Raw genomic sequence first — 20,280 nt, 5'->3', positions numbered from 1 at the left:
TGCCCAAGAATGCGCCATCCGCAGTTAATGGTAGATAAAACTTGCTCCGAATCGATGTATTCACTTCCGTTCTGCGAAGCTAAAATTGCGATAGCCAGCTAAATTTACTCAAATAAAGCAAGATTTAAAATTCTTTAAACATCCAATAACTCGATCATTTACTTCCAAAACGAAACAGATTCATCGACACAAGCAGCCCGTCTATATCCACACAAGACGCAGAGTCATGTCAGATCATCAGCGTTCCGACATCGCCCGACTATCTGTTGAACGGGCGTCTGCACATCACGTAACAGTCGATCAGCGGCGCCGGATCACTCCGCTCCCCCCGATCATCGCAGTCGCGCCTGCCGCGCCTATCCGCAAAAGGCTTCCAGCCGGTAGCCGTCGGGATCGACGACGAATGCGGCATAATAGCTCGGACCATACGCCTCGCGCAGGCCGGGCGCGCCATTGTCCGAGCCACCCGCAGCCAACGCCGCCGCATGGAAAGCATCGACGCTGGCGCGTGTCGGCGCCGTGAAGCAGAAATGCAGATTGGAGCCGGGGTCGGGCGGCACGGGCGCAGCAGCGGCCCCGATCCAGAGGCCGACAGCGCCTTTGCCATAGCCGAGCGAGCTGTCGTCAACGCTCAGGCAGTCATAGCCGAGGGCGCCCAGCGTCGCGTCATAGAAGCGCCGGGAGCGCGCGAGATCGCGGACGCCGATCGAGATGTGGTCGAACATGCGGGTTCTCCTTCGCCTTGGTCAGGTGCCGAGCCGCCTTGCCCGGAAATCGGCCTGGAGGCGCCAGTTCGCGCCATCGTCATGTGAAAGCTCGCCGCGCCAGCGGAAGCTGTCGCCGGCGATCTCCGTGAAGCGCCAGCGGATCGCAGTGCCGTCGTCGAGCCGGCCGTTCTGGACGATGTCCCGGCCCTCCGCCCGGCCGAGCTGGCGCGTGTAGTACTGCTTGAGCGGATCGCTCCAGAGGATGTGCCAGGCGTCGAGGCTGGGGTCGTAGATGCGCAGCGTCGTGCCGTGGAAGAAGCCGGGCAGCACCCAGACGTCCTGGACGGCGCGCCCGCCGAGCACCCAGCCGAAGCTGATGCTGCCCTCCCCCCGATGCCGCGTGCCATCGTCGGCATGGATCACGGCGTCCATCGTCCAGTCGCCGATGAGCCAGGCATAGAGCCCCATGCGCTCGGCAAGTTCGGGAGCAGGCCCGTCGGCGAGAAGAGAGGCACCAAGGCCTCGGGCGGCTGCTGTCATGATCCGGCTCCGCATCGGTCAGATTGATGCAGACTGAACCCGGCAGCAGGCGCGGCGCTTGGGAAAAACTGCTAAACTCTCCGCATGACCACGTTCTCGCAGTTCCTGGCCGGCGGTCCCGGCTGGCATGTGCGCGACATCGTCTGCACGGCCGGTCCCGCCGATGCCATCTATGAAGAGCAGCATGCGCAATGCTGCATCGCCATCGTCCGCAGCGGCTCGTTCCGCTATCGCTCGACGCAGGGCAGCGCCGTGCTGGCGCCGGGCTCGCTCCTGCTCGGCAACCGCGGCGCCTGCTTCGAATGCGGCCATGAGCACGCGGCCGGCGATCGCTGCCTCTCCTTCCAGTTCGAACCCGCCTGGCTCGAAGCCATCGCCGCGGCCGTGCCCGGCGTTCGGAAGGCAGGTTTCGCGCGGGCTCATCTGCCGCCCCTGCCGGCGCTCGCCGGCCTGGTCGCGGCGGCGGAGATCGCAGCCGGAGAACCCGAGGGGCTGGAGGAAATCGCGCTGCGCCTCGCCGGAGCGGTGGCGAGCCTGCTGTCAGACGAGAGGCGCGGGGTCGAGATGCCGAGCGCGCGCGACCAGCGCCGGGTCACGCGCGCGCTGCGCCATATCGAGGCGCATTGCGAGGAGCCGCTCTCGCTCGACACGCTGGCGGGTCAGGCGGCGATGAGCCCCTATCACTTCCTGCGTACCTTCCGGACTCTCGTCGGGATGACGCCACATCAATATGTGTTGCGCACCCGCCTGCACCGGGCGGCGTTACTGCTGCGCCGAACCGACCAGCCGGTCGCCGGCATTGCCTTCGATTGCGGCTTCGGCGATCTCTCGACCTTCAACCGGCGCTTCAGGCGGGTGATGGGCGCGAGCCCGCGTGAGTATCGCAGCGCCTGAGGGCGTCAGCGCTTCGCCCAGCGGTGATAGGTCAAAGCGAGCGCGATGCAGTGCGCCAGCGGCTCGGCCGACGGCTCGCTCCCGACAGAGAAGATCAGCGCCCGGTTGCCGTCATAGCCGAACTGCTCGGGATAGTGGCGCCTGAACGTCTCGATCAGACTGGTCTGGCAATGGACATAGAGCGCGTAATGCGTCGACGAGCCCTTCAGCGCGTCGGCTCGTACGGTGGTCCCTGTCCTCGGCCGCTCGGGCAGCCAGGCCGGCTCGCCCCATTTCAACGTCTCGGTCAACGGGCCGATCTCGGAGTTCGCGGCGGCGACGTCGAGGATCGCCTGGCGCAAACGCAGCATCGGCAGCCGAAGGGGTTCCGGCAGCGACCGGAATTTCGCCGCGACGGCCGCGTTGGTGAATGGCGCAAATCTCACCAGCCGCTCCCGCCCACCAGCCGGCGCTGCGCTCCAATCAGCGTCCCGCACCTGCCCTCGCACCGAAGATCATGCAGGTCTCGGTCCCATGCGCCAACAGCTTGCCCTGCACATCGAGCAGGCGCCCCTCGGTGGTCGCGATCGTGCCGCCGCGGTGGATCAGCCGGCCCTCGCAGCGGACCTCGCCGCTCTCCGGCATCACCGGGCGGACATAGTTGAGCTTCATCTCCAGCGTGGTGTAGCCCTCGCCGATCTTCAGCGTCGAATGGGCAGCGCAGGCCATGGCGGAGTCGAGGATCGTCGCGGTCCAGCCGCCATGGATGGTCCCCAGCGGGTTGAAGAAGCGCGGCGACGGCTTGCCGACGAAGACCACCCTGCCCTCCTCGACCTCGGCGAGATCGAAATCCATCGCATCGGCGAAGGGCGGGCCCGGATGACGGCCTTCGAGAATGCCGCGCAGGAAGGAAGCACCGTCCTCCGCGAGCAGGACATCACGGCTGACGACACCGACGCTGCGGGACATGGGCAAGGCCTCGATCCATTTCGTGTAGATACACGATAAAAAGGAAGGCGCGGCGCGGTCAAGCGCTGCTGCGAGCGCGCGCGGCCTCCAGCCGGTCTTTGTCGCTCAGGTCGTCTCTCGGGCGGCGCGCCGGACCGCCTTCAAGGCATCGCGGGTCTCGCCCCAGCGTTCGCGGCCGAGCCCGCCTTCGATCCGGTCCTGCGCCTCGCGCCAATAGGGGATCGCCGCTTCGATGGCAGCGCGGCCCTTGTCGGTGACCGCATAGACCAGCGCCCTGCCCTTGCAGTCGACGGGCTCGATCAATTGCTCGGCCGCCAGCAATTGCAGGTTCCGGGTCAAGGACGTGCGCTCCAGGGCGAAGCGGTCGGCCAGCTCCGTGACCGAGCGCCAGGCCCCGGTCGAGAGCGCCGAGAGCAGCACGAACTGGGTGATCTTGAGCCCGCTCGGCCGCATCGCCTCGTCATAGGCCCGGGTCACGGCACGCGCCGTCATCCGCACATGCAGGACGACACAGGAGCGGGCGATCTCGTCGAGGCGCGGGTCGGGCGTGGGCGTGGTCATCGCGGCAGGATAGTGCATTGCTGAGAAAAGTGGGAACCCGATTTTCGTGGAGACGACCGCTCTAAACTCCTAGAAACGATCACGTTTTCTATGCCCGGCCTGCCGCTCCGGCATGCGGCACGAGCGCACGGGCCGGCAGGGATGAGTCACGCATTCACCTTTTGCGCGGAGGCTTCCTTGACTCGGGAAAGGGGCGCCCCTATCTCCGCCCTGCCCGTTAGCACTCACGTTAGGAGACTGCTAACAGGCACCCATAACGGGCCAGCCTAGCGCCAGAGCCCGCCCAGAATTTGACCGAGAGGAAGACAGAACCATGAAGTTCCGTCCGCTGCATGACCGCGTTGTGGTCCGTCGCCTTGATAGCGAAGAGAAGACCAAGGGCGGCATCATCATCCCCGACACCGCCAAGGAAAAGCCCCAGGAGGGCGAGGTCGTGTCCGTGGGCCCCGGCGCCCGCGACGACGCCGGCAAGCTGGTTGCGCTCGATGTCAAGAAGGGCGATCGCGTCCTCTTCGGCAAGTGGAGCGGCACCGAGGTCAAGATCGACGGCCAGGATCTCCTGATCATGAAGGAATCCGACATTATGGGCGTCATCGGCTGATCAGCCTGACGACCCTTCAAATCCTCAATCCGGAGTAGTCAAATGGCTGCCAAAGACGTCAAGTTCTCCACCGATGCCCGCGACCGCATGCTGCGCGGCGTCGAAATCCTCGCCAACGCCGTCAAGGTGACGCTCGGCCCGAAGGGCCGCAACGTCGTGATCGAGAAGTCGTTCGGCGCCCCGCGCATCACCAAGGACGGCGTCACCGTCGCCAAGGAAGTCGAGCTTTCCGACAAGTTCGAGAACATGGGCGCCCAGATGGTGCGCGAAGTGGCCTCGAAGCAGAACGACGCCGCCGGTGACGGCACCACCACCGCGACCGTTCTGGCCGCCGCCATCGTCCGCGAGGGCACCAAGGCGGTTGCCGCCGGCATGAACCCGATGGACCTGAAGCGCGGCATCGACCTCGCCGTCGAGGCGATCGTTTCGGACCTGAAGAAGAACTCGAAGAAGGTCACCTCGAACGCGGAAGTCGCGCAGGTCGGCACGATCTCGGCGAACGGCGACGAGTCGGTCGGCAAGATGATCTCGACCGCCATGCAGAAGGTCGGCAACGAGGGTGTCATCACCGTCGAGGAAGCCAAGACCGCCGAGACCGAGCTCGACGTCGTCGAGGGCATGCAGTTCGACCGTGGCTATCTCTCGCCCTACTTCATCACCAATGCCGAGAAGATGGTCGCCGAGCTCGAGGACCCCTACATCCTCGTCTTCGAGAAGAAGCTGTCGTCGCTCCAGGCGATGCTGCCGATCCTCGAGGCCGTCGTTCAGACCGGCAAGCCGCTCCTGATCATCGCCGAGGACGTCGAGGGCGAGGCCCTGGCCACGCTCGTCGTCAACAAGCTCCGTGGCGGCCTGAAGGTCGCGGCCGTCAAGGCTCCGGGCTTCGGTGATCGCCGCAAGGCCATGCTCGAGGACATCTCGATCCTGACCGCCGGCCAGATGATCTCGGAAGACCTCGGCATCAAGCTCGAGACCGTGACGCTCAACATGCTCGGCCGCGCCAAGAAGGTGCGCATCGAGAAGGAGAACACCACGATCATCGACGGCGCCGGCAAGAAGAAGGACATCGAAGGCCGCGTCGCCCAGATCAAGGCCCAGATCGAGGAGACCTCCTCGGACTACGACCGTGAGAAGCTCCAGGAGCGTCTGGCCAAGCTCGCCGGCGGCGTCGCGGTCATCCGCGTCGGCGGCGCGACCGAGGTCGAGGTCAAGGAGAAGAAGGACCGCGTCGACGATGCCCTGAACGCCACCCGCGCTGCGGTGGAAGAAGGCATCCTGCCGGGCGGCGGCGTCGCCCTGCTGCGCGCCCTCTCCTCGGTCAAGTCGATCAAGACCGCCAACGACGACCAGAAGACCGGTGTCGAGATCGTCCGCAAGGCGATCACCGCTCCGGCCAAGCAGATCGTCGACAACGCCGGCGATGACGGCGCGGTCGTGGTCGGCAAGCTGCTGGAGTCGAAGGACTACGCCTACGGCTACAACGCCCAGACCGGCGAGTTCGGCGACATGGTCAAGGCCGGCATCATCGACCCGACCAAGGTCGTGCGCACGGCGATCCAGGACGCGGCTTCGATCGCCGGCCTGCTGATCACCACCGAGGCGATGATTGCCGAGCTGCCGAAGAAGGACGCCCCGATGCCCCCGATGGGCGGCGGCGGCATGGGCGGCATGGACTTCTGAGGAAGTCCAGACGCCCGAAAGCCTGAAGTGCCGAAACCGGGCAAGCCCGGTTTCGGTGGCGGCATGGACTTCTGAGGAAGTCCGAGCCCTCAAGCTCGATAATGATGAAGGCCCGGCGCAAGCCGGGCCTTTTTTCGTCGATGGCCTCGTCCCGCTTTGCACAGCTGCAAAGGCGCGCAGGCTTGCATCGACTTTGGTTGTAGGCCTTAGATCGACCCAGGTGCGGCATCCTGCCGCGCCCCGATCCTTGCCGAGGCCAAGCCAATGCTGAACAACCCAGCACTTTCAGACGCCGCCAAGCTCGTCGGCCGCATCCTCCTCGCCCTGATGTTCGTCCTGGGCGGCTGGTCCAAGATTTCCGGATACGCCGGCACGCAACAATACATGGCCTCGGCCGGCGTCCCTGGCATCCTGCTGCCGCTCGTCATCATCGTCGAGCTGATCGGCGGGCTGATGATCGTCTTCGGCTACAAGACCCGGCTCGCAGCGCTTGCCCTGTTCGGTTTCACCATCGCTGCGTCGGTGCTCTTCCATATGAACTGGGCGGCACCGATGCAGCAGCTGCTGTTCATGAAGAACCTCGGCATTGCCGGCGGCTTCCTCCTGCTCTTCGCGGCCGGGGCCGGCGCCTATTCGGTCGACAAGGACTGAGGCGAGGCACCGGGCCACTCCAGCGGCCATGCAGATGCAAGAAACCTAGCGGCAGCTCTTACCGAGAGCGTCGCCGGACGCCCGGCCGCGCATGCGCCGCATCACGATCTCGGAAAAATACCGGCCCGGCCTTGAGTCGGGCCTTTTTTGTCGGCACGGCTGCTCTACAACATGCTTCCAACCAGGTGCGTCGCCGCGCCGTTTCCCGACAAGGACCGTTTCATGCGCCTGTTGAGTTTCGCTGTCGCCGCGCTGGCCCTGATCGCGCTCGTCGTCGGGCAGCAAAGCGGCAGTACCGGCATGCTCGGAATGGGCGTGGTCGGCGTACTGCTAACCGTCGCGACCTGGCGCTCGGCCGGGATCAGCTACTTCCTCAAGATCTTCTCGGGGATCTTCGGCACCGAATACGTGATCTTCGGGCTAGGTGCCGTTCTCGCCCAGGTCGGCTGGTGGCCGCAGGCCTGGGCGGCCGCCGCCCCGCCAACCAGTCTCGGCACCACCGTCGCCGTCTTTGGCATCCTGATCTATGTGATCTCGTTCGTGCCGGTGGTGCGGCGCATCGCCGATCTCGCCTCGCCCTATTTCCTGGCGCAGGATCCGAGCAGCATGAATCTCGGGCCGCTCGGCCGCTATCCGATGAAGCTCGGCCACTTCGCCGTGGCCGCCGTCGTCTTCCTGATCGTGCTCAACCAGGCGCAGGTCGGCATCTCGCTGCGCATCAACTTCTTTTATCGCGACTTCTACAACGCCCTGCAGGAGAAGAACGCGCCGGTCTTCTGGGACCAGCTCATCAACGTCTTCGGCGTCTGGGCAGCGATCTCGGTGATCAGCGTGCTGATCGAGACCGTAGCCAATTCGGTGCTGCTGATCCGCTGGCGCGAATGGATGGCCGCCGAATACAACAAGCGTTGGCTGCAGAACAGCAATCATTACCGGATCTCGCTTGCCGGCACCGCCGACAACCCGGACCAGCGTATCTCGGAGGACACGCGCTCCTTCCTCAACCAGACCTACGCCTTCTCGCTGACGCTGATCACGCAGGTCTCCACGCTGGTCTCCTTTTCCATCATCCTGTGGTCTATCCCGGTCGCGATCACGGTGCCCGGCACCGATATCGTCATCCCCGGCTTCATCTTCTGGGCAACGCTGATCTATGCAGCGATCGCGACCTGGATCACGCATCTGATCGGCAAGCCGCTGATCGGGCTCGAATTCGAGCAGGAGCGGCGCGAGGCGAACTTCCGCTTCTCGCTCGCCCGCCTGCGCGAATACTCCGAGCAGATCGCGCTGATGCGTGGCGAGACCGCCGAGCGGCGCCATCTCGGCGAGACCTTCGGCGGCATCGTCACCAACTTCTACAACCTGCTATGGCGCCGGCTGAAGCTGACGACCTTCACCCTGTCCTACAACCAGGCCAACGTCGTCATCCCCTTCCTGCTGCTGGCGCCCTACTACTTTGCCGGTGCCATCGCCTTCGGCGTCCTAACCCAGGTCTCGTCGGCCTTCGGCCGGGTCGAGACGGCGATGTCCTTCTTCATCAACAGCTACCAGTCGATCGCCTCCTACCTTGCCTCGATCAACCGCCTCACCACCTTCGAGACCGCGATCGCGCAGGCCGAGGCGCAAGCGGCCGGGGCTCCCGGCGCCAATATCGAGATGGACGAGCAGCCTGGCCCCGATGCCAAGGTCAAGGACCTGACCCTGAACCTGCCGAATGGCACGCCGATCGTGACGGTGCCGGAGCTGACCCTGCCGGCCGGGCGCGCGACGCTGGTGATCGGTCCTTCAGGCTCGGGAAAGTCGACGCTGTTCCGCGCGATGTCGGGCATCTGGCCGTTCGGCAAGGGGCAGGTCGAGACGCCGGCCGACACGCGTATGCTGCTCCTGCCGCAGCGGCCCTATCTGCCGCAGGGAACGCTCCGCGCCGCCATCGCCTACCCGGCCGAGCCCGACGCCTTCCCCGATGCTGAGCTCCGCGCCGCCATGGACAAGGTGAAGCTCGGCCATCTCGCCGAACGGCTCGACGAGGTCGATCTCTGGGGCCAGCGCCTCTCGGGTGGTGAGCAGCAGCGCCTCGCCGTGGCCCGCGCTCTGCTCGCCAAGCCGGACTGGCTCTTCCTCGACGAGGCCACCGCCTCGCTCGACGAGAAGCTCGAGGGTGAGATCTACGCGATGATCCGGCGTGAGTTGCCGCAGACCAGCGTGGTCTCGATCGGCCATCGCTCGACTTTGCGCGAGATGCATGAGGAGCTGATCGCGATGGAGCGAAACCCGGACGGGACCCACAGCCCGCGCGTCAGGGCGATGGAGCCGGCGGCGTAACGCCCTGACCGGCGGGCCATCTTTCGGCAGAACCCGATACTTCGACAAGAAATCGCCGTGCCTCCGGGAAGAGGCACGGCGATCTGGAAACTGCTGATCTCAGGCGGAACAGAAGCGTCGTCCAAAGGCAGGCCGAAAAGCCGCACCCGGAATGACGGACTTCGTCAGATACCGCGATCGAAGCGGATCTCGCCGGAGGCAGTCTTGAGAACCAGCCGCCCCTCGACCAGATCCCACTGTCTGGAGCCGCGCAGCGCCAGCAGGAAGGTGCGCTCGAAATCCATCACCGCCTTGTCGCAGGCGCGCTTGGTCACAGCGACGGGGCCGACGGCAAAGCCCTGCTGACGCAGGGGATAGGCCGAGGCCGAATAGGTGTTGCAGCCCGCAAAGCCGGTGCCGCGCAGATTGGAGTCGACCTTCAGCGTGATGCGCCGGTCATTGATCGGCTTGCCGTTGAACTGGATCGCCGTCCAGGACGCATCGAGCGGGAAGTTCTTTTCCTGCTTGGGCGGTGGCGCTGCCTGTCCTTCCTGCGGAATCTGCGAGGGCCGCTGGCGACCCTGTGCCAAGACGTCACCCGCGAGGGCCGGCAACAGGGAAAAGGCGATGGCGGCCGCAAGGCCGAGGCGCGACTGCATGCTCAACTGGTCCAGACCCCGGATTGGAAATAGCGCGACGGGCAAAGGTTAATTCCAATTGTCACCACTGCACCGAGAGGGAGGCGAAACGCAAGTCTCGATCACCCTCACGGCGCAATCAACCGCAGCAAAAAGCTCATCCGCGGCAAATCGGCGACGCCTCCGCATCCGGCTTGGTCCAAGGCGCGTACCCCGAGAATGCGTCGGGATTCCGGCGCAGGCGCGCGTCCGTTCCCCCCAAAGGCCGCGCGGACGGAGGCCGCCTCCCAATGGGGGCGGCCTCTTTCGCCTGTCAGATCCGCGCCTGGAGCCGCTCGATCAGCGGGTTGGTGCGGCGGAAGACATAGTCGAGCGCGCGCACGGTGATGTCGTCGGCGCCGGCCCGGGTCAGCTCCTCGACCAGCGGAAACACCGCCTTCTTAGGGCAATGCAGGGTCACGACGCCATCCTCGCCCCCGGCGCCGAAAGGCAGGCGGGCGCCAAGGCGCTGGGCGATCTCGGCGAGACGCTGCGGAGAGACGGCGTGCAGCACGGCGCGGACCTCGCGTAGCGAGCGCGCCTCCTCCTCGGCCGCGATCCGGCCGAGAATGGCGGCAGCGGCGTTGCGGGCCCGCTCGCCCCAGGGCGCCCGGACGGAGGCAACGAGATTGGCCTCCGAGGCCAGCATAACACCGTCGTCGAGGACCTTCAGCGCGTTGGCGACCAGCGTCGAGCCGGTGGTCGTGATGTCGACGACGATCTCGGCCGTGCCGGCGGCCGGCGCGCCCTCGGTCGCGCCGAGGCTCTCGACGATGCGGTAATCGGCGAGGCCGTGGCTGGCGAAGAAGCGCCGCGTCAGGTTGACGTATTTGGTGGCGACGCGAAGCTTGTTGCCGGTGCGGGCACGCATGGTTGCGGCGACGTCGTCGAGATCGGCCATGGTGCGGACGTCGATCCAGGCCTGCGGCACCGCGACGACGACATTGGCGTTGCCGAAGCCGAGCGGCGTCAGCAGTTCGATCGCCGCATCAGCGTCGGAAACCTGCTCACGGACGAGGTCCTCGCCGGTGATGCCGAGATGGACGGCGCCCGAGGCGAGCTGCGCCACGATTTCGGAAGCCGAGAGGAACGCGACCTCCGCCCCTTCCAGCCCGGCGATGGCGGCGCGATATTCGCGCGAGCCGCGCGCCTGGACGAAGGAGAGTCCTGCCCGGCCGAAGAAGGCGGTAGCGTTCTCCTGCAGCCGGCCCTTGGACGGCACGGCCAGGACAAGCGGAGCGTCGTTCATGCTGTTCTCCGCCCCGCTCATGTCGTCGCTCCCGCCAGCCGGTCGAGCCAGACCGAGGCGCCGACCGCAGCAACCGGGCCGGGCGCACCCAGGCGCTGCAGCACGCCGTCATAGCGGCCGCCACCGGCGATCGGCTTCAGCTCAGGCTTGGCGGGATCATGCAGTTCGAAGATGAAGCCGGTGTAGTAGTCGAGATTGCGGGCAAAGGCGGCGGAGAAGCCGATATTGCCGACATTGACGCCGCGGGCGGCCAGGAAGCCGGTGCGTTCGTCAAAGACGTCGAGCGCCGCGGCGAGATCGAGCCCGGCCTCGCCAGCCAGCTTGCGCCAGGCTGCCGAGGCGCTGTCTGGATCGCCGCTGATCGCCAGCGCGCGGCCGAGCAGCGCCCTCGCCTCGTCGCTGACCGGATTGTCGCGCTCGGCGGCACGCGCCAGGAAGCGCTCGGCAATGTCGCCGGCAGAGCGGCCGCCGACCGTCGAGATGCCGGCGATCGAAAGCACGTCCTCGACGAAGGCACGGGCGGCCTTGGGGTCCTGCCCTTCCAGCGCCTTGAGCAGACCGGCATGGGTCGCCTCGGTCGCGGCAGCCGGGGCATCGAGCGCGGAGACGGCGTCGGCGCCCTTGCCTTGCGCGACTGCGCGCATCAAGCGGCGGCGGGCGGCCTGCGGCACGCCGAGCCCATCAAGCAGGGCGGCGAGCAGGGCGACATCGCCCATCAGCAGGCGCGGCTGGGCAAGGCCAAGCGCCGCGACGGCCTCGACGGCGAGCGCCATGATCTCGGCATCGGCGGCGGCGACATCCTCGCGGCCGAAGGATTCGATACCGGCCTGGGCGAACTCGCCGGGCTCGTTGGCGCGCATCCGGAAGACCGGGCCGGCATAGGCGTAGGAGGCCGGCTCGGTGGAACGGGCGGAGATATGGGCGAGCGCGACGGGGATCGTGTATTCCGGCCGCAGGCACCATTCGCGACCGTCGAGATCCTGCGTCAGGAAGATGCGGCGGCGGATATCCTCGCCGGAGAGGTCGAGGAAGGGCTCGGCAGGCTGCAGGATCGCGGGTTCGGCGCGGGCATAGCCCTCGCGCTCGAACAGCGCGATCACGGTGTCGATGCTGGCACGGGTCGCGGTCACGGCATTGGTCCTGTTGCGGCGCCGTCCTAGCAGGGGCCGCTCTGATTTTCGACGGTTTTTAGGGAATTGGGTTAGCGGGAATCCCTTCGCCCGCTACCCGTCACCGTCATGCTCGCTCTTGCGGCGAGCGTCCACGTCTTGAACACCGTCCTCGATCAAGGAAGGCGTGGATGGTCGGAACAAGCCCGACCATGACGAAACAGCGCGCGCTCGAGTCAAGCCCGGGCATGACGGAGGAGCACCTTCCTCACCCCTTCGACCAGCTCGGCCGCCGGCACGGAAAACTGCGCTTCCGCCTGTCTGGCCTTGTGCTCGGCGGAATCCTTGACCTCGCGGCCGGCGGCGGCGAGCTCGGCACCGAGGATCAGGTCCTTGATCACCACCGTGCCCGCCTCGCGCTCGGAGGAGCCCTGGATCACCGCGCAGACGGCGCCGCGCCGGTCGGCATATTTCATCTGGGCGTTGAAACCGGAGGCGCCGAGATAGAGATCGGCCCGCAGCAGCGGCTTGCCGTCCGCATCCGTCGCCTGCCTGAGCTGCGAGACGAAAGCCTGATAGGCCGGCATGAACTCCGGCGACTTGTTGTCCATCGCGGTGACGACGACCAGCGGCAGCTCGTTCTTCTGGTCGACGATCGGCGACTTCACCGCCTTCAGCGCCGAAAAGAGCCGGGAGACGCCGATCGAAAAGCCGGTCGCCGGCACCGGCTCGGGCCGGAAGCGACCGACGAGACCGTCATAGCGCCCGCCGCCCGCGACCGAGCCGAAGCGCACGACCTGACCGTCCTCATTGGTCACCGGGAAGGTCAGCTCCACCTCGTAGACCGGGCCGGTATAGTATTCGAGGCCGCGCACGACAGAGGGGTCGATGATGATCCGGCCGAGATAGCCCGCAGCCGTAACGAGTTCGCGGATCTGCTCCAGTTCCGCGATGCCGGCGCGGCCGTTCTCGGCGGTTTCGACGAGCTTGCCGAGCTCCCTGACCGCCTCGGCTGACAATTCGCCAGCCCGGGCGCTGTCGGCGGCGGTGGACTTGCCGAGCTCGGCGAGCTTCTGGCCCAGCTCAAGATAACGCAGGATCGTGTCGGTTTGCGCGCTCGTCAGCCCGGCGCCCTTGGTGAAGTCGCCGCTCTCGTCCTTGCGGCCCTCGCCAAGCAGCTTGCCGACTTCGACCAGCGGGAACTTGTCGGCCTTGTCGATGGCGCGCAGCACCGCGAGGCGCGCGGCCTGGTCGATGCCGGCGGCATCCATCACCCCGTCGAGCACCTTGCGGTTGTTGACCTTGACGACATAGTCGCCGCGCTTGATGCCGAGCCGCTCCATCGTGTCGGCGGCGAGCATGCAGATCTCGGCATCGGCCGCGACCGTGCCTGAGCCGACGATATCGGCGTCGAACTGCATGAACTGGCGGAAGCGCCCGGGCCCCGGCTTCTCGTTGCGGAAGACATAGCCGGCGCGATAGCTGCGATAGGGTTTTGGCAGCGCGTCGAAATTCTCGGCGACATAGCGCGCGAGCGGCGCGGTCAGATCATAGCGCAGCGAGAGCCATTGCTCGTCATCGTCCTGGAAGGAGAAGACGCCCTCGTTCGGCCGGTCCTGATCCGGCAGGAACTTGCCGAGCGCGTCGGTGTACTCGACGAAGGGCGTCTCGACCGGGTCGAAGCCATAGAGCGAAAAGCTCTCTCGGATGACGGACAGCATACGCTCGGTCGCGGCGACATCGGCCGGGCCGCGGTCGACGAAACCGCGCGGCTGGCGGGCTTTCAGCTTGTCGGTCTTCGACATCGGTCCTGCGTCACTTCTCGAAACTGGAAAATTCGCCCGTGGGTTAGACCGTGAGCGCGCGGGGGGCAAGCCTTCGCGGCCATCACGTCAGGGCTGTCATTCCGGGGCGCTGCGCAGCAGCGAACCCGGAACCCACGACTGGGCACGCCTTTCGTCGAGCCGGGCTCGAAGCGTCTCACCCGGTCGTGGGTTCCGGGCTCCTGCCTGCGGCAGGCCCCGGAATGACGGGAAAGGGTACCCTCATTCCGCCGCGACCAGAGCCCCCGCCGCCGGAGCCTCCCCGATCCCCGCCTCCGCCAGCTTAGCCGGGACCGGCCCGCCCGTCGCCCAGTCGAGCAGTTCGGCGGTGTGGACCACCGGCGTCGTCGCGCCGTTATCGGCAAAGCCCTTGGCGAGCTGGGTCATGCAGCCGATATTTCCGGTGGCGACGAGGTCGGGCCGGGTGCGGCCGATATTGCCGATCTTGCGCTCGCGCAATTGCCCGGCGATCTCCGGCTGGAGGATGTTGTAGACGCCGGCCGAGCCGCAACAGATGTGGCCCTCCGGCACTTCCTTCACCCTGAAGCCGGCGCGCGACAGCAGCCGCTTCGGCCCATCCTTGAGCTGCTGGCCGTGCTGCATCGAGCAGGCGGAGTGATACGCGACGGTGAGATCGAAGCCGCGCACCGGCGCGATCTCCAGCGTCTCGACGAATTCGGTGACGTCCTTGGCCAGCGCCGAAACCTTCGCCGCCTTCTCGGCATAGGCGGGCTCGTTGCGGAACATGAAGCCGTAATCCTTGATCGTCGTGCCGCAGCCCGAGGCCGTGATCAGGATGGCGTCGAGCCCCTCGCCCTCGATCTCGGCCATCCAGGCGTCGATATTGGCGCGGGCGAAGGTGAGCGCGTCATGCTCGCGGCCCATATGATGAACGAGCGCGCCGCAGCAGCCCTCGCCCTTGGGCAGCACGACCTCGACGCCGTGGCGGGTCAGCAGGCGGATCGTCGCCTCGTTGATGCCCGGATCGAGCACCGGCTGGGCGCAGCCGGACAGGATGGCGACGCGCCGCTTGCGCTCTCCACTGGCCGGGAAATTCTGCGGCCCCTCCATCGCCGAGCGGTTCGGCAGGCTCCAGGGCGCCAGCGCCAGCATCGCCTTCAGCGAGGCTCCGAGATGCGGCAACGCGCCGAGCGCTCCGGCGAAGGGCTTGCCGAGCCTGGCCGCCAGCATGGCGAGGCGGAAGCGGCCGGGATAGGGCAGGACCGCCGCCAGCAGGCGCCTGAGCGCCCGATCATGCCAGGGGCGCTCGTAGGTCTCCTCGATATGGGCGCGGGCATGGTCGACGAGGTGCATGTAGTGCACGCCCGAGGGACAGGTCGTCATGCAGGACAGGCAGGAGAGGCAGCGGTCGATATGCTTGACCACTTCCGCCGTCGCCGGCCGCTCGTTCTCGAGCATGTCCTTGATCTGGTAGATGCGCCCGCGCGGCGAGTCGAGCTCGTCGCCGAGCAGGAGATAGGTCGGGCAGGTCGCGGTACAGAAGCCGCAATGCACGCAGGTGCGCAGGATCTTCTCCGAAGCCGGCAGGCGCGGATCGGAAGCGAGATGCTCGGGGCTGAAATTGGTCTGCATTGTCGCTTCTCAGATGCCGGCATACATCCGGCCGGGCTCGAACACGCCCTCCGGGTCGAAGCTCTTCTTGATACCCGCCGTCACCCGCATCAGCGGTTCGGCGAGCGGTTCGAAGACCGGCACGACGGCCCGCACCGCATCGGGCGCGCGCACCAACGTCGCATGACCACCCAGCGGCTTCGTCGCGGCGCGGATCGCGGCGGCACCGGCATCGCCAGCCGCCGGGACGGCGAGCCAGACGAGCCCGCCGCCCCAATCGTAGAACCAGCGTGCCTGCGGGATGGCACGCGCGATCGCGGCCGTCGCCTTCGGGCCGTTGGTCGGCGCAAGCGACAGCCGCCAGATCGCCTCGTCGCTACCGGCGAAAAAGGCGGAATCGCGGACCTCGCGCCAGAGCGCCTCCGCGCCGCGGCCTTCGATCAGCTCGGGCCGGCCATAGGCCTTGAGCAGACGCGCGAGTTCGGCGGCACGATAGCTGATCGAGGCGGAGAAATTCTCCAGCCTGAGCAGGGTACGGGCATCCTCGCCGCCGATCCCGGCCGGCAGATGCGCCGCGGCCATGGGCTCGAAGGGCGAGCCGAGCGCACCGGAAAGCAGCGCCACCGCCGCCTCGTCTGAAAGGCCCTCCCAGATCAGCGTGACGACGCGTTCCGGCCGCGGCAGGACGCGGAAGGTCACCTCGGTCAGGAAGCCGAGCGTGCCGAAGCTGCCGGCGACGAGCTTCACCAGATCGAGCCCGGTGACGTTCTTCATCACCCGTCCGCCCGACTTCACCAGCTCGCCGCGGCCGTTGATCAGCTTGACGCCGATCAGCGAGTCGCGGGCGGCGCCGGCATTGATCCGTCGAGGGCCCGAGATGTTGCCGGCAGCGATCGCGCCGATGGTCGGCTCGCCCTCGCTACCCAGCAGGGCGCGATGGTCCATCGGCTCGAAGGGCAGCATCTGGCCTCGGCTTGCCAGCGTCTGCTCGATCAGCTTCAGCGGCGTGCCGGCTCTGGCGCCGATCACCATCTCGGCGGGCTCATAGAGGGTGATGCCGGTGAGGCCGGCGCTGGAGAGCGTGCTGACGGCATTGTCCGGCCGTCCGAGGCCGGAACGCGTGCCGCCGCCGCGAATGGCGAGCGGGATGCGCGCCTCGATAATCGAGGCGACGACGGCGCAGGCCTGTGCCTCGGTGGTAGGAGTGTGCAGCATCACGCAGCGATCCGACCTTCGAGCGGGAAGACCTTGGCCGGGTTGAGCAGCCAGCGCGGGTCGAACACCGCCCTCACCCGCTGCTGCTGATGCAGGTCCGCCTCGTTGAACTGGACGGTCATCAGGTCGCGTTTCTCGATGCCGACGCCATGCTCGCCGGTCAGGCAGCCGCCGACCTCGACGCAGAGCTTGAGGATGTCGTTGCCGGCATCCTCGGCCTTCTGCGCCTCGACCGGGTCGTTGCAGTTGTAGAGGATCAGCGGGTGGAGATTGCCGTCGCCGGCATGGAAGACATTGGCGACGCGCAGGCCATAGCCCTTGATGATCTCGTCCATGCGGCGCAGCACGAAGGGCAGCTGCCCGGTCGGAATGGTGCCGTCCATGCAGATATAGTCGGCGATCCGCCCGGTCGCACCGAAGGCCGATTTGCGGCCCTTCCAGATCGCCGCCGTCTCCATCGCCGACTTGCTCTCCTTGACCGTCTTGACGCCGTGCTCCCTGGCGATGGCGACGATGCGGGCGAGCTGGGCGTCCATCTCGGCATCCGAGCCCTCAACCTCGATGATCAGCAGCGCCTCGACATCCATCGGGTAGCCGGCCTTGGCGAAGGCCTCGCAAATCTCGATCGCCGGCTTGTCCATGAATTCCATCGCGACCGGGATGATGCCGGCGCCGATGATGGCGGCGACCGCCGCTCCCGCCTCCTCGCTGCTCGGGAAGCCGAACAGCACCGGGCGCGCGCCCTCGGCCGAGCGCAGGATGCGCACCGTCGCCTCAGTGACGATGCCGAGCTGCCCCTCCGAGCCGACGATCAGGCCGAGCAGGTCGAGCCCCGGCGCATCGAGATGGGCGCCGCCGATCTCCACGATGCTCCCATCGAGCATCACCAAGGTGACGCCGAGCACATTGTTCGTGGTGACTCCGTACTTCAGGCAATGCGCCCCGCCGGAGTTCATGCCGATATTGCCGCCGATCGAGCAGGCGAGCTGCGAGGACGGGTCGGGCGCATAGAAGAAGCCGTCGGCCGAGACCGCACCGGTGACGGCGAGATTGGTGACGCCGGCCTGCACCTTGGCGACGCGGTTGGCGTAGTCGATCTCGAGGATGCGGTTCATCTTCGAGATGCCGATGACCACCGCATCCTCCTGCGGGATGGCGCCGCCGGCGAGCGAGGTTCCGGCGCCGCGCGGCACGACCGGCACGCCCTGCTCGCCGCAATAGCGCAGCACGGCGGCGACCTCCTGGGTGGTCGAGGGCAGGACGACGGCGAGCGGCATGCGGCGATAGGCAGTCAGCGCATCGGTCTCGTAGGGCCGACGCTCATCCTCGCTGGCGATCAGGGCCTCGGGCGCGACGAGCCGGGCGAGCCCCGCGAGAATCTGCTCGCGGCGGGCGAGAATCTCGGCCCGGGGCTCCGGAAATGCGATGGCGCTCATGGTCGTTTCTCCTTCGTCCACCCAGCCCTCATCCTGAGGAGCCGCAAGGCGGCGTCTCGAAGGATGCTCCAGCGCACTCTGGAACATCCTTCGAGACGCGCTCCGCCGGAGCGCTCCTCAGGATGAGGGCTGAGCCAACCTGACAACACTAGAACAATTCTCGGGTTGTTGCAGCGAGAGTAACGTGCATGATTATTTCCGAAACGGAAAAAATGGAGGCTGCGTGGATCGGTTCGGCGACCTCGACGTCTTCGCCCGCGTCGTCACCGCCAAGAGCATGTCGGCGGCCGGGCGCGAGCTGAACCTCTCGCCGGCCGTGATCTCGAAGCGGATCCGCCGGCTGGAAGAGCGCCTCGGCGTGCGCCTGCTGCAGAGAACCACGCGGCAGCTCTCGCTGACCGAGGCCGGCCAGGGCTTCTACGAGCGGGTCGTCGCGATCCTCGGCTCGATCGAGGAGGCGGAGGCCTGGGTGGCGAGCGGCGTCGGCCAGGCGCGCGGCACGCTGCGCGTCTCGGCGCCGACATCGTTCGGCCGGCTGCACATCGCCCCGCATCTCAAGCCCTTCCTCGACGCCAATCCGATGGTCAATGTCGACCTGATCCTGACCGACGCCTTCGTCGACATCATCGGCGAAGGCTTCGACGTCGCGGTGCGGATCGCCGATCTCGAGGATTCCAGCCTGGTGGCGAAGCGGCTGGCGCCTAACCACAGAATCCTCTGTGCGACGCCGACCTATCTTGCCGTCCATGGCAGCCCGGCAACGATCGAGGAGCTGCAGAAGCACACCCTCATCGCCCACAACGCCGATCAGTGGCGGCTCGACGGGCCGGAGGGGCCGGTCACGGTGCGCGTCACCGGGCAGCTGCGCACAAACTCCAGCGAGGTCGTGCGCGAGGCGCTGCTCGCCGGCGTTGGCATCGCCCTGCGCTCGACCTGGGACGTCGGGCCGGAGCTGAAGTCGGGCGCTCTGACGCGATTGCTGCCGGCCTATTCGGTCGGCAAGCGGGTCGCAGTCTATGCGGTCTATCCGAGCCGCAGGCATATGGAACAGAAGGTCAGGGCCTTCGTGGATTTCCTCGCGGAACTCTACGGCGCGACGCCGTATTGGGATGAAGGGCTGGAACTGTAGAAGCCGCTTGCGCCGGACCGAAGGCGCCCTGCATGATCAGCGCGCAGATCGGCCCTATAACCGCCGGTCCTCTTCTCCTGCCGCGTCGGATATCCGTCGATGACTGATCTTGTTTGCCAGCGCCTCGCCACCGCCGCCCTGGGATTTCTACTGCTCGCAGCAACGACAACATCGGCGAACGCCCAGATCAGGATCGACAGGGACCAGACCGGGCGAACCGTTGCGATCGTCGGCCTGCCGACCTCGGATGGCTGCGTCCGCGGGAGCGCGACGGGCCGGGTCGTCGACCGCAAGTTCGAGAAGGGCGAGATGCGCGGCTTCACCTTCAACGAGCCCCCCTATGGCGACGGCTACATCAATCTGCCGGCGGCCTACGAAATCAGGGACCGCGCCGCCTATGCACGCGTCCAGGCGGCACTCAACGACCTGCTCCGCAAGGGCGCGCGCCTCAAGATCACCTCCGTCGCGTGCGGAGCAGGCGGAAGGATGATCGACCTCGCGTCGGCGACGCTGCTCGACGACCCGGCGCCGAGAGCTGCCCCGGCTGCCGCTCCCGCGCGGGGTCCAGTGCCCGTACCGAACGATCAACCGGCCGCCAGATCGGCTGGCGAAACTGGCGTGAAGATGGAGGACGGCGACGACAGCGTGCTGCGGGCGCCGGACGGACCGGCAGCGGCCTCCGCAGCGCCGCAACGGCCCGCCCCGCCACCACCGGCACCGCAGCCGGCGCCTCAACGGCAAGCCTCGTCGAAACCGGCCGGCGACGACGAAGGGGTCTGGGACTTCTCCACCTATGGCCGCAAGGCCAAGCTCGGCATCGCCGATGGCAATCATTTCACGACGCTGATGCTGGACTGCGCGCAAGGCTCTGGCCGCACGACGATCCTGGCTGACGATCCGCAGGGCAAGTATCGGCGCGGCTCGCGGCAGACCTTCAGGATCACCGCCGGCGAGCACGTCGTCGCGGTCACCGGCAAGGCCATCTATAACGACATGGATTCGGCGATGCAGATCGAGGCAACCATCGAGCTGGAGCCGCTGCGGGACGTGCTGTCGGAGATCGCGCGCCAGAGCCGCTTCGTGATCAGGACGCCCGGCGGCAGTCAGCCCGTCGACATCCGCGGCGCCGGCGCTGCCATCCCCAAATTCCTCGCCGCCTGCGGCAGGCGCCGATGAGTACCACGACG

Annotated in this window: 19 protein-coding genes; 7 read left to right on the top strand and 12 right to left on the bottom strand. The window is 66.9% G+C overall.

Annotated features, from left to right (window positions below; all coding sequences use genetic code 11):
• Positions 1-356: 356 nt before the first annotated feature.
• Together AC1REK_RS03560 and AC1REK_RS03555 are read right to left on the bottom strand one after the other, a co-directional pair.
• Complete coding sequence (locus AC1REK_RS03560; RefSeq protein WP_492267160.1) at positions 357-725, bottom strand: VOC family protein; 369 nt, start codon at positions 723-725, stop codon at positions 357-359.
• A gap of 21 nt (positions 726-746) precedes the next feature.
• The gene (locus tag AC1REK_RS03555; protein WP_492267161.1) at positions 747-1,247 is read right to left on the bottom strand and encodes a hypothetical protein; all 501 of its coding nucleotides are present in this window, start codon (positions 1,245-1,247) and stop codon (positions 747-749) included.
• A gap of 84 nt (positions 1,248-1,331) precedes the next feature.
• On the opposite strand from AC1REK_RS03555, the gene AC1REK_RS03550 reads away from it, so the two are divergent.
• On the top strand, positions 1,332-2,141 hold the full coding sequence (locus AC1REK_RS03550) for a helix-turn-helix domain-containing protein (protein ID WP_492267162.1): 810 nt from the start codon (positions 1,332-1,334) through the stop codon (positions 2,139-2,141).
• 5 nt (positions 2,142-2,146) lie between these two features.
• On the opposite strand, the gene AC1REK_RS03545 is transcribed toward AC1REK_RS03550, so the two are convergent.
• The 3 genes from AC1REK_RS03545 to AC1REK_RS03535 form a co-directional block, all read right to left on the bottom strand.
• Positions 2,147-2,566: a DUF1801 domain-containing protein gene (locus tag AC1REK_RS03545; protein ID WP_492267163.1), complete on the bottom strand. Its 420-nt coding sequence runs from the start codon at positions 2,564-2,566 to the stop codon at positions 2,147-2,149.
• 37 nt (positions 2,567-2,603) lie between these two features.
• A complete protein-coding gene (locus AC1REK_RS03540; protein ID WP_492267164.1) occupies positions 2,604-3,089 on the bottom strand; it encodes a PaaI family thioesterase in 486 nt (161 codons plus the stop codon).
• Between the two features lie 105 nt (positions 3,090-3,194).
• On the bottom strand, positions 3,195-3,650 hold the full coding sequence (locus AC1REK_RS03535; protein WP_492267165.1) for a MarR family winged helix-turn-helix transcriptional regulator: 456 nt from the start codon (positions 3,648-3,650) through the stop codon (positions 3,195-3,197).
• 313 nt (positions 3,651-3,963) lie between these two features.
• On the opposite strand from AC1REK_RS03535, the gene groES reads away from it, so the two are divergent.
• The 4 genes from groES (at position 3,964) to AC1REK_RS03515 (ending at position 8,904) form a co-directional block, all read left to right on the top strand.
• Positions 3,964-4,251, top strand: a complete 288-nt coding sequence (groES, locus tag AC1REK_RS03530) for a co-chaperone GroES (protein ID WP_066468473.1) — start codon at positions 3,964-3,966, stop codon at positions 4,249-4,251.
• Between the two features lie 42 nt (positions 4,252-4,293).
• Positions 4,294-5,931, top strand: coding sequence for a chaperonin GroEL (groL, locus tag AC1REK_RS03525; RefSeq protein WP_327522424.1), 1,638 nt, complete (start codon positions 4,294-4,296; stop codon positions 5,929-5,931).
• Positions 5,932-6,195: 264 nt separating this feature from the next.
• Complete coding sequence (locus AC1REK_RS03520) at positions 6,196-6,582, top strand: DoxX family protein (protein ID WP_316017349.1); 387 nt, start codon at positions 6,196-6,198, stop codon at positions 6,580-6,582.
• 222 nt (positions 6,583-6,804) lie between these two features.
• Complete coding sequence (locus AC1REK_RS03515) at positions 6,805-8,904, top strand: ABC transporter ATP-binding protein/permease (RefSeq protein WP_492267166.1); 2,100 nt, start codon at positions 6,805-6,807, stop codon at positions 8,902-8,904.
• 164 nt (positions 8,905-9,068) lie between these two features.
• On the opposite strand, the gene AC1REK_RS03510 is transcribed toward AC1REK_RS03515, so the two are convergent.
• The 7 genes from AC1REK_RS03510 to AC1REK_RS03480 all read right to left on the bottom strand — a co-directional run bounded on the left by AC1REK_RS03510 (position 9,069) and on the right by AC1REK_RS03480 (position 17,964).
• A complete protein-coding gene (locus AC1REK_RS03510) occupies positions 9,069-9,542 on the bottom strand; it encodes an META domain-containing protein (RefSeq protein WP_316017347.1) in 474 nt (157 codons plus the stop codon).
• A 292-nt stretch (positions 9,543-9,834) separates the two neighbouring features.
• A complete protein-coding gene (hisG, locus tag AC1REK_RS03505) occupies positions 9,835-10,809 on the bottom strand; it encodes an ATP phosphoribosyltransferase (protein ID WP_316017346.1) in 975 nt (324 codons plus the stop codon).
• Positions 10,810-10,826: 17 nt separating this feature from the next.
• A complete protein-coding gene (locus AC1REK_RS03500; protein WP_492267167.1) occupies positions 10,827-11,939 on the bottom strand; it encodes an ATP phosphoribosyltransferase regulatory subunit in 1,113 nt (370 codons plus the stop codon).
• A gap of 215 nt (positions 11,940-12,154) precedes the next feature.
• Positions 12,155-13,723, bottom strand: coding sequence for a histidine--tRNA ligase (hisS, locus tag AC1REK_RS03495; RefSeq protein ID WP_492267168.1), 1,569 nt, complete (start codon positions 13,721-13,723; stop codon positions 12,155-12,157).
• A gap of 240 nt (positions 13,724-13,963) precedes the next feature.
• Positions 13,964-15,334, bottom strand: a complete 1,371-nt coding sequence (gene glcF, locus AC1REK_RS03490) for a glycolate oxidase subunit GlcF (RefSeq protein ID WP_492267169.1) — start codon at positions 15,332-15,334, stop codon at positions 13,964-13,966.
• Between the two features lie 9 nt (positions 15,335-15,343).
• Positions 15,344-16,531: a glycolate oxidase subunit GlcE gene (gene glcE / locus AC1REK_RS03485; protein ID WP_492267170.1), complete on the bottom strand. Its 1,188-nt coding sequence runs from the start codon at positions 16,529-16,531 to the stop codon at positions 15,344-15,346.
• Positions 16,528-17,964, bottom strand: a complete 1,437-nt coding sequence (locus AC1REK_RS03480; protein WP_492267171.1) for an FAD-binding oxidoreductase — start codon at positions 17,962-17,964, stop codon at positions 16,528-16,530. The genes glcE and AC1REK_RS03480 overlap by 4 nt, the downstream gene beginning before the upstream one ends.
• A 223-nt stretch (positions 17,965-18,187) precedes the next feature.
• Between AC1REK_RS03480 and AC1REK_RS03475 the strand changes: the two genes are divergently transcribed.
• Both AC1REK_RS03475 and AC1REK_RS03470 read left to right on the top strand, forming a co-directional pair.
• Complete coding sequence (locus AC1REK_RS03475) at positions 18,188-19,093, top strand: LysR family transcriptional regulator (protein ID WP_492267172.1); 906 nt, start codon at positions 18,188-18,190, stop codon at positions 19,091-19,093.
• A gap of 309 nt (positions 19,094-19,402) precedes the next feature.
• Positions 19,403-20,269, top strand: a complete 867-nt coding sequence (locus tag AC1REK_RS03470; RefSeq protein WP_492267173.1) for a hypothetical protein — start codon at positions 19,403-19,405, stop codon at positions 20,267-20,269.
• Positions 20,270-20,280 lie beyond the last annotated feature (11 nt).

This window comes from Allobosea sp. GW823-FHT02B03, assembly GCF_058797755.1.
This window is presented reverse-complemented; position numbering and strand designations above follow the sequence as displayed.